The following is a 13,259-nucleotide window of genomic DNA, read 5'->3' as shown; positions in this document are numbered from 1 at the left end:
AGTAGGGGAATAAGGCAAGTAAGGGAGTAGGGCAGTATGTGCTGCCCTATGCGCGTGTCGCGGCCTGACGGCCGAAATCCGGTGCGTCCACCTCCTGTCCTGCATCGATGATGCCACGCCGCACGGCGCGCGTGCGGGTGAAAAGGTCGAACAGTGCTTCACCGTCGCCCCAGCGTATCGAGCGCTGCAGCGAGGCAAGGTCTTCCGAAAAACGCCCGAGCATTTCCAGGATGGCATCTTTGTTGTGCAGGCATACGTCGCGCCACATTGTCGGGTCGGATGCAGCCAGACGTGTAAAATCGCGGAAGCCGGAAGCGGAATATTTGATGACTTCCGATTTTGTCACCTGTTCCAGATCGCTAGCCGTGCCGACAATGTTGTAGGCGATGATATGCGGCAGATGCGAGACGATGGCCAGCACCAGGTCGTGGTGCTGCGGGTCCATGCGATCGAGCCGCGAGCCGCAGGCGGTCCAGAAGTCGCTCAGCTTTTCCAGCGCCGCTTCATCCGTATCGGGCAGGGGCGTCAGAATGCACCAGCGATTGGTGAAGAGCTCTGCAAAGCCCGCGTCGGGCCCGGAATATTCCGTGCCCGCCAGCGGGTGGCCGGGAATGAAATGAACGTTGCCGGGCAATTCCGGCTGCATCTGCGCAATCACGGAAGCCTTGGTGGAGCCAACGTCGGTTACGATGGCGCCGGTTTTGAGATTAGCCGCGATCTGGCGCGCGACCGTGCCTGACGAGCCAACCGGCACCGACACGATGACCAGATCGGCATCCTTGACGGCCTCGGCGCTGTCCGTGGTGTAGCTGTCGCCAAGCCCCAGCTCTTCGGCGCGCTTTAGCGTTTCGCTGCTGCGCGTGGCGATCGCGATGTGATCGGCCAGTTTTTCACGCCGAATGACGCGGGCTAGCGATGAACCGATAAGGCCGATACCGACCAGTGCGATCTTGTTGAAATGGACCGTGGACATCGTTCTACTTCAAAAATTCGGTCAGGGCGGAGACAACACCGCGATTGGCTTCTTCCGATCCAACCGTCATGCGCAATGCATTGGGGAAACCGTAACCGCCAACGCGACGCAGGATATAGCCGCGCTTGGAGAGCCATTCGTCAGCCTTGTCGGCCGAATGCTCGGCATCGTCCGGAAAGTGGATCAGCAGAAAATTTGTGACCGAAGGCGTTACCCGAAGTCCGAGCTTGTTGAACTCCTCGGTCAGCCAGCCAAGCCATTTTTCATTATATGCGACCGACTTCTCAACATGGGCGCGGTCCCGAATAGCGGCAGCGCCCGCTGCAATGGCAGCCGAGTTCATGTTGAACGGCCCCCGAATCCGATTGACGGCATCGACAATGTGAAGCGGAGCATACATCCAGCCGATGCGCAGGCCAGGCAGTCCATGGATCTTCGAGAAAGTGCGGGTCATGACGACGTTCTCGTTGGAAGAAACGAGTTCGAGGCCGGATTCATAATCGTTGCGACGGACATATTCCGCATAGGCTGCATCGAGAACCAGAAGCACATGCTTCGGCATTCCCGCATGAAGGCGGCGGACTTCCTCGAAAGGAAGATAGGTTCCGGTCGGATTGGCCGGATTGGCAATGAAGACGATCTTGGTGCGCGGCGACAGGCCAGCCAGAATGGCGTCTACATCGATACGCTCGTTCTTCTCCTTGACGGTGACCGGCGTCGCGCCGGCGCCCAGCGTCTGGATCTTGTAGACGGCAAAACCGTGTTCGGTGATGATGGTTTCATCGCCCGGAGCAAGATAGGTCTGGCAGAGCAGGCCGAGCAGCTCATCGGAGCCGTTGCCGCACAGGATGTTGGCCACGTTGAGCCCCTGCGTTTCGGCAATCGCCTGACGCAGGGCCAGCGCCTGCCCGTCGGGATAAAGCTCCAGTTTTTCACCTGCGCGTCGATAGGCTTCGACGGCATGCGGGCTCGGACCGATCGGCGTTTCGTTGGAGGAGAGCTTATAGACCTTGGCAACGCCTTCCACATGTTCCTTGCCGGGGACGTAAGCTGCGATGTCGAGCAGGCCGGCCTTGGGCTGGGGACGGGTAAGGTTCTGCGTATCGGTCATGATTTTGGCTCCGCCAAAAGGTCAATGTTAAAGGTATGATGCGGCATATCCCGCCAATGCGTCCAAGTCGAGAAAAACCTTGGCCGATATTAATTGTCGGCTGCGGCAACTGTACGTTTTAGCGGGGGCTGATGCGTAAATGTCCTGGCGCCCGCTGCTATGTTTTGCGATCTGGCGAATTCGGTCGCGCCGGGACTTTCCGCAATCCGCCGACAGGTGTTCCTTGCGGTGCAAGAACAGGGACGAAAACGCGGCGCGACGAGCGCTGGGCAACGGGCAGCCCCTGATAGAGTCGTTTCTGCGCTTCCACCACAAGAACGCCTGAAAAGACCGGCCACAGCCGCCGCCCCATGCCTTCGAGCGCAAGACAGGGACGCATCATCCATCGCCGTGTGGCGGGCGGGAAATGCAGGGCGTCACTTACCGTGCTGACGGTGAAGTTCGCCTCGCGCAGCAAGGTGGCAAGCTGGGTGCGGCTGTAGGGCCGCCCGCTGCCGAACGGCGTATGTTCGAAGCGGGCCCAGAGACCCCGCCTGTTCGGTACCACGATGACGAGGCGCCCGTTGGGAGCAAGGACACGCCACATTTCCTTGAGCGTTTCCGTCGGATTTTCCGCATATTCCAGCGCGTGCACCATCAGCACGCGGTCGATTGAGGAATCGGGAAGCGGCAGTTCCTCATCGAAAACGAGCGCTGTCGCGGTTTTTTCCACCGAAGGCCAGGCGACGGCTCCCTGACCGGCAGGCATGAAGGCGAAAGTTCGCTCCGTATCGGCGCTGAAACGGTCGAGATAAGGCAGGCTGTAGCCCATGCCGACGAGCCGTTCCCCCGGCACACGGTCCCAAAGTCCGGCAAGCGCCATGCGGATGGCGCGTTCCGCGAGATGACCCAATGTCGTGTCGTAAAATGATCGCAGTTCGATAATGTCTGGATGCATGAACGCCACGCTATATGAAATCTCGACGTTGGGAAATGGAGAAGCCTGAGCATCTTCAACTGGTGGGGTGCAATTTCCGTAAACCATGTTATAGAGCGTGCCTTTCCGGCGCCTTTGTGCGCCGTCCAAGTCTGCGCGAAAGCGAACGATCAGGAGAAGCAGCAGATGCCCGAAGTCGGTGGCAAGTCAATCGAAGTGCTCTTTAGCCCGGACGAGATTGCAGGCCGCAATCTTGAGCTTGCCAAGGCCATTGCCGAACGCAAGTTCCACAATCTGCTGACGATTTCGATCCTGAAAGGCTCCTTCATTTTTGCAGCCGATCTTATCCGCGCCATGCATGATGCCGGTGTGGAGCCCGATGTGGAATTCATTACGGTTTCGAGCTATGGCAAAGGGACGACCAGCACGGAAGTTCGCCTGCTGCGCGATATCGACAGTGACGTGCGCGACCGCGATGTGCTTCTGATCGATGATATCCTGGAATCGGGCAAGACATTGAAGTTCGTTCGCGAACTCATGCTGGAACGCGGCGCGCGCAGTGTTTCCATCGCTGTTCTTCTCGACAAGAGCGTGCGGCGCAAAGTCGATCTCAATGCTGATTTCGTGGCTTTCGAGTGCCCGGATTACTTTGTTGTCGGCTACGGAATGGACGTTGGGCATGCCTTCCGCCAGTTGCCTTATGTCGGTCGGGTGATGGAATAGAGCCAGTTTCTCAATCGAATTTCAGCAGGCGCTGTAGATATTCCTTTTCCATCTGCGGCGTCAGCGCATTACCGAGCTTGCGGCGGATTTCATCGAGAATTTCACGCGCGCGCTGAATGTCGATTTCGCCCGGAATTTTAACGTCATCGTTAAGACTGTCCCCCGTGCCCGGCTGACGCCCGAGCGGATCGCGCCCCTTGCTGCCATTGGCTCCGCTTTGCCCCGGCCCGCCCTGACCCATGGCCTGCTGCATCTTCTGCATCATGTCGCGCCCGCCACGACGCAGCGCGTTCAGCGCGTTGCCCTGCTGATGGCTTGCTTCCGCGCCTTCGCTGCGTCCCAGCGCATCTGTGGCATTGCCCATTGATTTTCCGGCATCCGAAAAATCCTTGCCGGGTTCTATGCCCATGCCCTTCAGATCGTCCATCAGCTTTTGCAGATCGGACTGGAGGTCCTTCTGCTGCTGTTGCAGCTTGCGCATGGCTTCCGCCATATCGGGCGGAACATCGCCCTTTCCACCCTGGCCTTGTCCGTTTTCGGCTTCACCGTTCATAGAGCCGTCATCGCCGGGGAACATGTTGTCGCCGAATTCGCCCTCGCCATCGCTGCCGCCGAATTGGCGCTGCATCTTCTGATCGAGATCGAAGGTTTCGTTCAGGGTTTTTTGCTGGCGCTGCATCAATTCGCCGAGCTTGTTCATTTGCTGCTGCATCTGGCCCTGCTGGCCTTGTCCCTGACCTTGCTGGCCCTGCTGTGCCTGTCCCATCTGCAGGTTGTCCATCAGGTTTTGCAATTGGGACAGCAGTTCCTGTGCCTGATCGCGTGAGCCCTGACGCGCCAGATTTTCGATCTGATCCATCATACGCTGGAGGTCTTTTTCCGTCAGCATCCGCGCATTGGGATCGGGGGCGGCGCGGCGTGCGTTCGGATCTTGCTGCTGGCGTTGTGCGAATTCACGCAGGAAATCCTGCATTGCCGTGCGCAACTCCGCCGAGAGCTTTTCAATTTCCTCCTGAGACGCGCCGTTCTGCAAAGCGTTCTTCAGGGCTTCCTGGGCTTGCCGCAGGCGTTTTTCGGCGGCGGACAAATTGCCGTCCTCGATGCCGAGCGCAACCTGCCACATATAATCCGCCGCACCGCGCAAGTCATCATCGCTTCTGGCGAGCCGAAGACGCGTGCCAATCGTAACAAGCCCCAGATAATGGGCGGCGTTCTTGATGGTTTCTTCCGGACGTAGCGTAATAGCCGATAGCATGTCGAGCACATGCTCACGTTGCGTTGCATCGAGCGCCAGGACACGGCGTTGCTCCGCCACGGCGCGGGCAAGCGGATTGCTGAAAGGACGCTCCGGCAGCGTGATGACCTTGGTTTCACTGCGGCCCGTTTGTCCTGCGGCATCGGTAACAACCAGCGTGAGTGCAACTTTTTCGCCTGCCCACGGGTGCTCGGTCAGGTCCTTCGACGTCGTGGCGTCCTTCACGCCGCGGCGCGGCAAGGCAAGCGGCAGTTCCGGTGCGTCGTAAAGAGGAACGGCTTCCTCGTCCTCGTCATCGTTGAGCGGGACGATCTCCCCTTCGGCCTTTACCGGCGCATAATCGTCATCAATCTGATAGGAGAGCTGCAATGTGCCGTTCAATGCACGCCCCGGCTCCTTGGTGAAACGGATCGTCGGGGGGGCGTCCGGCGTAACGGAAAACTTCCAGCGGGCCTCGGTGCCGGAAAGCGCCAGGGTCTCGTCCTGCTGAAGATCATAGCGGAAATTGCGGCTTCCATCGACGACAGCCTGTTCTGCAGGGGCCTTCTGGTCTTCCTTGGCATCTACTGGCTGGACGTCGCGGCGCTCGCCTTTCGCGTCAGTTGCAGTGAGACGTTCAGATCCCCCCCCGATAATACGGACCGAAAGAATGCTACCTTGCGGCACATTGATTGCGGTATCGCCGCCCTCATTCGTGGCGGTCAGGAAAACGGGAGCGCGGCCGGTGTAGCGCGGTGGCGTCACCCATGCATCGATGCGCGCAACGGCGGCGCCGTCGCCGGGGCGGATGCGAAACGCATCGGCAATGTGGCCGCTGTTCGGGCTGAAACTATAGGCAAAGGCGGTTACGAAAAGGAGGGCGATCACCGCTCGAATGCCAAGAGGATCGTGTTCGGGAACACGCGTATGAGGCAGGCCGGATTGCAGATTTTTCAACCGGTCGGCCATGCGGCGCTGGTGTTCCCGCCACAGGGCGATGGCAAACGGATCGTGTTCTCCTGTGGCCATATGGCCTGTCTGGACGGCCAGCGGTTCGTGAACGAGGCCGTTGATCGCCTCGATACGGCTGGTGATGTCACCTTCTGTCGGGGATCGAAAGCGGAACGGCAGGTAGATCGATAGGAGGCCAGCTAGCCCGAAAAGAGCGAGCACGCCGATATGCAGCCAACGCGGCATCATGCCGAACAGGCCAAACCAGCCCAAGCTCAGAAACAGGCCGATCAGAAGTATCAACGGTAGAATGAGTGGCCAGAACCGCTCGAAGCTGATTGAGAGAGAGGCGCGCAGACGTAAACGGCGCAGGTTCGCCCCATCGCCAGAAAATAGCCGCAGAAAAGCATCTCGCGCGCGGCGCGGCGTGTCTTTTCTGTCGTTGCTGCGATCCGTCATCTCGGCTTTCTGGCGTGTATCACGTTTTCATCTTGCAACAGGATAACACGCATCATGGCAAAGGCGAGGCTTTGCCATGATAATTATACTCGCGGGATTATAACCACTCCGGCACGGAATCGAGCGCGAGCAGTTCTTCATAAGTCCGGCGCGGGCGCACGACATGGTAGCGGTCGCCATCGACCAGCACTTCGGGAATGAGCAGGCGACTGTTGTAGGTGCTGGAAAGAACGGCGCCGTAAGCGCCGGTCGTGCAGACGGCAATCAGGTCGCCCGGAGCAGGTTTCGCCACTTCCCGATCAAGGCCGAGATAATCGCCGGTCTCGCAGACAGGACCGACGAAATCAGCGCGGATACGCGGGGCGTCATCTTTCGGCAGAGTGACCGGCTTGATATCGTGAAACGCATCGTAAAGTGTAGGGCGAATCAAATCGTTCATCGCCGCATCGATGATGACGAAGTTCTTGGCGTCGCCTTCCTTCACGAAGATCACTTCCGTCACCAGTAGTCCGGCATTGCCGACAATCAGGCGACCCGGCTCGAACACGGTTTTCAGACCCAGCGGCTTGATGTGCTTGGCGACGATTTCCGCATAGGCAACGGGCAGGGGCGGCGGCGTATTGTCGGTGCGGTAAGGAATGCCGAGCCCACCGCCCACGTCGACGTGGCGGATATTGTGGCCGTCGGCCTGCAATTCCTTGACCAGTTGCGCCATGAGGGCAAATGCATTGTCAAATGGCTCCAGGTCGATGATCTGGCTGCCGATATGCATATCGATGCCAACCACGTCGAGACCCGGCAGGCTTGCCGCACGCGCATAGGCCTCGCGCGCCTTGACGCGCGGAATGCCGAACTTGTTTTCGGATTTTCCGGTTGAAATCTTGGCATGGGTCTTCGCGTCCACATCGGGATTGATGCGCAGCGATACGGATGCGACCTTGCCTGCCTTAACCGCTCGGGCGGAAAGGATTTCCAGTTCCGGCTCGGATTCCACGTTGAAGCAGTAGATGCCTGCTTCCAGCGCGAAATCCATTTCTTGCGGTGTCTTGCCGACGCCGGAAAAGACAATCTTGTTTGCCGGGATGCCCGCAGCAAGTGCCCGGCGAATCTCGCCTTCTGAAACGGTGTCTGCGCCCGCGCCAAGCTTGGCCAGTGTCTTGAGGACAGCCTGATTGGAATTGGCCTTCAGCGCATAGGTAACGAGCGTTTCCATGCCAGCGAAGGCTTCGCTGAATACGCGGAAATGGCGCTCGACGGTTGCGCGGGAATAGACGTAAAACGGCGTGCCGACGGCCTGTGCGATTTCAGGCAGGCTGACATTTTCGGCGTGAAGGACGCCGTTGCGATATTCGAAATGGTTCACGGAAGAGGCCCTACAGCGGAAACTTACAACAGCTTGTCGAGGATGATCGGCTTGTCTTCCTTCGGTTTCGGCTTGGTGTGGCCCTGCTCGTCGGTCACGACGGCGGATGGCGGCGGCTCGAGCGGCCCCTTGCGGCCGCAAGCGGCAAGCGTGGCGCTGAGCGCGGCTATCAGAAGCACGGAAGAAATGGCGGAGCGGCCTGTCATCAGCTTTGGTTCCCGAAATATGTCTGCATGCTAGGTCTAGCGCATAATATCTGAAAGTGAAATCACCCCATTGCGAGATGATTCCACATGACATCATGTTAATTGGCCATCAGGCTTTTACGATGCGCTTCTTCCAGTAACGGATCTGACGGCGCACTTCCTGCGGAGCGGTGCCGCCGAAGGACTGACGGCTCTTCACCGACTTTTCAACCGTCAGATAGCCGAAGATGGCATCCGTGATGCCTGGATGGATCGACTGCAATTCCTCAAGCGAAAGCTTTGCCAGATCGACCTTGCGGCCTTCTGCCAGAGCGACGGCGCGACCTGTAACATGGTGGGCCTCGCGGAAGGGAAGTCCCAGTTCACGCACCAGCCAGTCGGCAAGGTCGGTCGCAGTGGAATAACCGGAGCCTGCGGCCTTTTTCATCGATGCGACATTGACCGTCAGGTCGCGCACCATGCCGGCCATGGCGGCGATGGCGAGTTCCAGATTTTCGGCGGCGTCGAAGACCTGTTCCTTGTCTTCCTGCATATCCTTGGAATAGGCGAGCGGCAGGCCCTTCATGATGGTCAGAAGAGCGATCAGCGAGCCGTTAATGCGGCCCGTCTTGGCGCGAACCAGCTCGGCGGCGTCGGGGTTCTTCTTCTGCGGCATGATCGACGAGCCGGTCGAGAAGGCATCGGAGAGGCGCACGAAGTTGAATTGCGGCGTAGACCAGATGACGATCTCTTCGGCAAGACGCGAAAGATGGCCTGCGCAGATCGCGGCAAGCGACAGAAATTCCAGCGCATAGTCGCGGTCTGAAACGCTGTCGAGCGAGTTGCGGGTCGGTTCGCGGAAGCCAAGCGCCGTGGCGGTCATATGGCGGTCGATCGGGAAGCCGGTTCCCGCAAGAGCCGCTGCACCCAAAGGCGATTCGTCCATGCGCTCGATGGCATCACGCACGCGGGACAGATCGCGACCGAACATTTCCACATAGGCCATGCAATGGTGGCCGAATGTGACGGGCTGCGCGGTCTGAAGATGGGTAAAGCCCGGCATAACGGTTGCCGCATGTTCCTCGGCACGTTCAAGGAAGGCTTCGATAAGGTTCTTGAGAGCTACGGCAGTCTTTTCCAGTTCCTGCTTGACCCAGAGGCGGAAATCGACAGCCACCTGGTCATTGCGCGAACGGGCGGTGTGAAGCCGTCCGGCGGCAGGGCCGATCAGATCGGCAAGCCGCGCTTCGATATTCATGTGAATGTCTTCGAGCTTGCGCGAGAAGGTGAACTTGCCATCCTCGATTTCCTTCAGGATGGTTCTGAGGCCGTCCTCGATTTTTCTGTGGTCTTCCGCCGCAATAATGCCTGTCTTTGCCAACATGGCTGCATGGGCAAGCGAGCCCTGAATATCCTGCGCATAGAGCTTGCGGTCGAAGCCGATCGATGCATTGATCTCTTCCATGATCGCATCGGGACCTGAGGCAAAACGGCCGCCCCACATCTGGTTGCTTGATTTTTGTTCGCTCATGCTCATATGCCCCGGGTGACGATTTGGCGGAATAATTGGAAAGAAGTGACGCGACATGGCAGAAGACAGCGAAAAGGCGAATTCCGAACAGCAGACGAAATCGGGAAATCGCAAGATCGTCCTTCTTGCCGCCCTTGCCGGTGTCATTGCCGGTATCGGGGCGGTATACGTGATGGAGCGGCCTTCTGGCAATGTCGTTGACCAGAATGTTTCAACGAATGTTGCAGCCGAAAGCGACGGAGCATCGGCGCAGTGCGCTCTTAAAGCTGATGCGCTGAAGGCGCTGGATGCAGCTGCGACCGGTGGCGTGGCAGCCATGCGCGCTGCCGAAAAACCGATTTCCGTCTCGCATATCGCCTTTACCGGCCCGGACGGCAAGCAGATGACGCTGGGCGACTACAAGGGCAAGACGCTGCTGGTCAATCTCTGGGCGACATGGTGTGCTCCCTGCCGTGAGGAAATGCCGGCGCTCGACAAGCTGCAAGGGAAAGAAGGCGGCAGCGATTTCGACGTTGTTGCTATCAATATCGATACCGGCTCCGACGACAAGCCCAAGGGCTTTCTCGGCGAAATCGGCGTCAAGAACCTGACCCTGCACCGGGATGCTTCCATGTCGAGCTTCAATGAATTGAAGCGCAAGAACCTGGCGTTCGGCCTTCCGGTGACACTGCTTGTCGACAAGGAAGGGTGCCAGATTGCGGCCATGAACGGTCCTGCGCCGTGGGACAGTCCCGAAGCGAAAAAACTCATCGAAGCGGCGCAGAAGTTTTAATACTCGACAAAGTCGGGAATCAGTGGCTTGTTTCCTCTTCAAAAGAGGGAGCAATCTATGAGTTTTGAAGTCTGGCTTGCATTTTCCGCCGCATCCATCGTGCTTCTGGTCATTCCGGGGCCAACCGTTCTGCTCGTTGTCTCCTATGCTTTGGGGCAAGGCTGGAAGGCGGCTTTTCCGATGGCTGTCGGCGTCGCGCTCGGCGATTTTACCGCAATGACGCTGTCCATGCTCGGTGTGGGCGCACTGCTGGCGGCATCGGCAACCGTGTTCACCGCAGTCAAATGGGCGGGTGCGGCCTATCTGGTCTGGCTTGGCATAAAACTGTTTCGCGCTGGCGGCGCATTTCAAGCCAGTGCGCGGCACGATAAGGCGCATCCGATGCGGATGCTGGTTCATGCATGGCTGGTGACCGCGCTCAATCCGAAGAGCATTACATTTTTTGTGGCTTTTCTCCCGCAGTTTCTCAGCCCGCACCGGGATTTCCTGACCCAGATGCTGGTTTTTGAAAGCACTTTCCTTGCGCTCGCTTTCCTCAATGCCTTTGCCTATGCGCTTCTGGCAACCCGCGCACGCCGCTTCTTTTCAAGCGAACGGGCGCTCAGCATCTTCAATCGGGCTGGCGGGACATTGCTGATTGGTGCGGGTGTAGCAACCGCATCGATGCGGTCAACCTGAGACGAAACCGGCGCGCTTCAGCCGAACGATAGCGAGATCGAGCGCCGAGAGGAACGCAGAGCGGTCCCTGGGCGAAAAGGGAGCAGGCCCGCCTGTAATTTCGCCCGCGGAACGCAAGCTATCCATCAGATTGCGTGTCGCCAGCGTATTGCCGATGGTGCTTTGGGTGTGAACGCGCCCATTCGGGGCGATCACCGACGCGCCTTTTTCGAGCGAGCGGCTGGCCAAAGGAATGTCGGCAGTAATCACGATTGCGCCTGGCCGTGAATTTTCAGCGATCCAGTCATCCGCGGCATCGAGCTTGCCCGATACGATAACCCGTTCCACGCGCTCCGCATCGCGTGGGATGGCCATGAAACTGTTGGCTACCAGCACGACCGGCAGATTGTGCCGTTCTGCCACGCGATAGATTTCAGATTTCACCGGGCAGGCGTCGGCATCGACGAGAATGCGGATTGTTTCGGTTCCCATATTCATGCCGCTTCATAAAATGCGGGCAGCTGTTTGGCAAATTCAACGCTGCAATCAGTATTATGCGATAGGTGATCGGCGCAAAACAGTATAAGGCGAGCTGCAAAAATGAGAGTTCCGCCATGGCTGCCCGTTTCTTCCCCATCATGTTTGTCCTGCTGTGGGCCACAGGGTTCATCGGCGCGGGACTTTCCATGCCTTATGCAGAGCCGTTCACTTTCATGGCGGTGCGTTTTTCCATTGCGGCTGTCATCATGACGCTTTGGGCGCTGGCCAGCCGAAGCATCTGGCCGAAAGGCGATGTGCTTCTTCATGCGGCGATTGCCGGGTGTCTCATCCACGGCGTCTATCTTTCTGCCTTGTTTTGGGCGGTTCACCACGGCTTGCCAGCGGGCATGTCGGGTCTGGTGGCTGGTCTACAGCCGATGCTCACCACGCTGATCGCCGCTGTCCTTTTGGGGGAACGAGCGAGCGGGCGGCAATGGGCAGGGCTGCTGATCGGTTTCTGTGGTGTCACCATGGTGGTATGGCCAAAGTTTTCGGCGGGCAGCGGCGTCGATCCGAAAAGCCTTGCGGCGGCTTTCGTGGCGGTGCTGGCAATCAGTACCGGCACGGTCTGGCAGAAACGGTTCGGCACGGCTGGCGATCTCAAGGCCGGAACGGCGGTGCAGTATGTTGCCGCCGCTATTCTGACGGCTATCTGTGCTTTTGCCTTTGAAACACGCGTGATAATCTGGTCGCCGTCACTGATCTTCGCGCTGGTCTGGCTGACGCTTGCCATTTCCATCGGTGCCATTCTGGCTCTTTTGGTGATGATCCGTGAAGGAGCAATGTCGAAAGTCGCGTCGCTGTTTTACCTGGTGCCCGGAACGGCTGCGATCATGGCCTATCTGATTTTCGGTGAGACACTGACGGCAATCCAGATTGCAGGCATGGCGGTGACGACACTTGGCGTGGCGCTGACTACTTTGCGCCGGGCATGATCCTGAAAAGCGGGAACCGGTTTTCGGACGGGATCATGCGTTATTTTTATGAGTTAAGTTCGGGTTGCTGTTCTCGCTTGCGAAAAATCATGATGGCGGCGTTTATTTCCGCACCGATGATGAAAATTGCCGACAGCATGTAGAGAAAGACGATCGCCACCATGATCGAGGCCAGACCTGCATAGGTTGTCACATAAGTGGCGAAGGTTTCGAGATATTTGGCAAAGGCCATCGCGGCAGCAAGCCAGGCGATGAGCGTGATCAATATGCCCGGCAGGATGTCACCCAGACTGCGCCGCCCGGCGGGAAGCCAGATGTGCACCATGAACAGCGCCAGAACCAGAACTGCTACAGCCACCGTATAGCGCCAGAAGGAAATCGTGCCCGTGAACGGCGCTATATCGGGAAACCATTGTTCGGCAAGCCGCACGGCAAGCGGCGCCAGAACCAGCAGAAAGCTGATTGCCATCAGGCTCAGCGTGCCGACGAGAACGAAGCCCAGGCTTTGCAGGCGGCAGAAAATGATCGAGCGCTGGTCGGTGACGCGATAGGCGCGGTTGAGGGCGATGCGCAGTGCCTCTACGCCGTTTGAGGCAAAATAGGCGGCCGCGATGACGCTGAGGGTCAGAAGCCCGCTGCGCTGCACGGTCAGCACGTTCATGACTTCGTTGGCGATGGGGGCGGCGATGTTCGATGGCCACATGTCGAAAATGACATGCACTGCCGTGTCGGCAAATTCCTTGGTGCCGAGAAAGCTCGCAAGCGTCGTGGCGAAAATGAGGAATGGGAACAGCGCCATCAGACCGGAAAGCGCAATATGGCTGGCGAAAGCCCAACCGTCGTCCGAACTGAAATGGCCAATGACGTCCCAGGTGATCTGACGGAGAAAACGTCTGATTTTTCGCATCC

Annotated in this window: 13 protein-coding genes; 4 read left to right on the top strand and 9 right to left on the bottom strand. The window is 58.5% G+C overall.

Annotated elements, in window-relative coordinates:
- Positions 1-46 precede the first annotated feature (46 nt).
- From F9K78_RS12775 to F9K78_RS12765, 3 genes are all read right to left on the bottom strand, one after another.
- Positions 47-973 (bottom strand): prephenate/arogenate dehydrogenase family protein, encoded by a 927-nt coding sequence (locus tag F9K78_RS12775; RefSeq protein WP_121984902.1) that lies wholly within the window; start codon positions 971-973, stop codon positions 47-49.
- A gap of 4 nt (positions 974-977) precedes the next feature.
- Positions 978-2,084: a histidinol-phosphate transaminase gene (hisC, locus tag F9K78_RS12770; protein ID WP_121984901.1), complete on the bottom strand. Its 1,107-nt coding sequence runs from the start codon at positions 2,082-2,084 to the stop codon at positions 978-980.
- A gap of 157 nt (positions 2,085-2,241) precedes the next feature.
- A complete protein-coding gene (locus F9K78_RS12765; protein WP_121982333.1) occupies positions 2,242-3,021 on the bottom strand; it encodes a class I SAM-dependent methyltransferase in 780 nt (259 codons plus the stop codon).
- Between the two features lie 165 nt (positions 3,022-3,186).
- Between F9K78_RS12765 and hpt the strand changes: the two genes are divergently transcribed.
- Positions 3,187-3,723, top strand: a complete 537-nt coding sequence (hpt, locus tag F9K78_RS12760) for a hypoxanthine phosphoribosyltransferase (RefSeq protein ID WP_121982332.1) — start codon at positions 3,187-3,189, stop codon at positions 3,721-3,723.
- A gap of 10 nt (positions 3,724-3,733) precedes the next feature.
- Here hpt and F9K78_RS12755 read toward each other — a convergent pair whose 3' ends face one another.
- The 4 genes from F9K78_RS12755 to argH all read right to left on the bottom strand — a co-directional run bounded on the left by F9K78_RS12755 (position 3,734) and on the right by argH (position 9,446).
- A complete protein-coding gene (locus tag F9K78_RS12755; protein WP_151682226.1) occupies positions 3,734-6,367 on the bottom strand; it encodes a TIGR02302 family protein in 2,634 nt (877 codons plus the stop codon).
- A 97-nt stretch (positions 6,368-6,464) separates the two neighbouring features.
- Positions 6,465-7,730 carry a diaminopimelate decarboxylase gene (gene lysA, locus F9K78_RS12750; protein ID WP_122066345.1) on the bottom strand — a complete coding sequence of 422 codons (1,266 nt, stop codon included), beginning with the start codon at positions 7,728-7,730 and terminating at the stop codon, positions 6,465-6,467.
- Between the two features lie 23 nt (positions 7,731-7,753).
- The gene (gene lptM, locus F9K78_RS12745) at positions 7,754-7,936 is read right to left on the bottom strand and encodes an LPS translocon maturation chaperone LptM (RefSeq protein ID WP_021587436.1); all 183 of its coding nucleotides are present in this window, start codon (positions 7,934-7,936) and stop codon (positions 7,754-7,756) included.
- A gap of 109 nt (positions 7,937-8,045) precedes the next feature.
- The gene (gene argH / locus F9K78_RS12740) at positions 8,046-9,446 is read right to left on the bottom strand and encodes an argininosuccinate lyase (RefSeq protein ID WP_121984898.1); all 1,401 of its coding nucleotides are present in this window, start codon (positions 9,444-9,446) and stop codon (positions 8,046-8,048) included.
- A 55-nt stretch (positions 9,447-9,501) separates the two neighbouring features.
- Between argH and tlpA the strand changes: the two genes are divergently transcribed.
- Positions 9,502-10,218, top strand: a complete 717-nt coding sequence (tlpA, locus tag F9K78_RS12735) for a thiol:disulfide interchange protein TlpA (RefSeq protein WP_121984897.1) — start codon at positions 9,502-9,504, stop codon at positions 10,216-10,218.
- Between the two features lie 57 nt (positions 10,219-10,275).
- Positions 10,276-10,896, top strand: coding sequence for a LysE family translocator (locus F9K78_RS12730; RefSeq protein WP_121984896.1), 621 nt, complete (start codon positions 10,276-10,278; stop codon positions 10,894-10,896).
- Here the strand turns inward: F9K78_RS12730 and F9K78_RS12725 are convergent.
- A complete protein-coding gene (locus F9K78_RS12725; RefSeq protein ID WP_121984895.1) occupies positions 10,888-11,373 on the bottom strand; it encodes a YaiI/YqxD family protein in 486 nt (161 codons plus the stop codon). The genes F9K78_RS12730 and F9K78_RS12725 overlap by 9 nt on opposite strands.
- 116 nt (positions 11,374-11,489) lie before the next feature.
- On the opposite strand from F9K78_RS12725, the gene F9K78_RS12720 reads away from it, so the two are divergent.
- The gene (locus F9K78_RS12720) at positions 11,490-12,350 is read left to right on the top strand and encodes a DMT family transporter (protein ID WP_121984894.1); all 861 of its coding nucleotides are present in this window, start codon (positions 11,490-11,492) and stop codon (positions 12,348-12,350) included.
- A gap of 46 nt (positions 12,351-12,396) precedes the next feature.
- Here F9K78_RS12720 and F9K78_RS12715 read toward each other — a convergent pair whose 3' ends face one another.
- Positions 12,397-13,257, bottom strand: a complete 861-nt coding sequence (locus F9K78_RS12715; RefSeq protein WP_121982324.1) for a YihY/virulence factor BrkB family protein — start codon at positions 13,255-13,257, stop codon at positions 12,397-12,399.
- Positions 13,258-13,259: the final 2 nt, after the last annotated feature.

This window comes from Brucella pseudintermedia (genome assembly GCF_008932435.1).
GTDB lineage: Bacteria > Pseudomonadota > Alphaproteobacteria > Rhizobiales > Rhizobiaceae > Brucella > Brucella pseudintermedia.
Note: the sequence above shows the minus strand (reverse complement) of the source record. Positions and strands in the feature narration are given on the sequence as shown.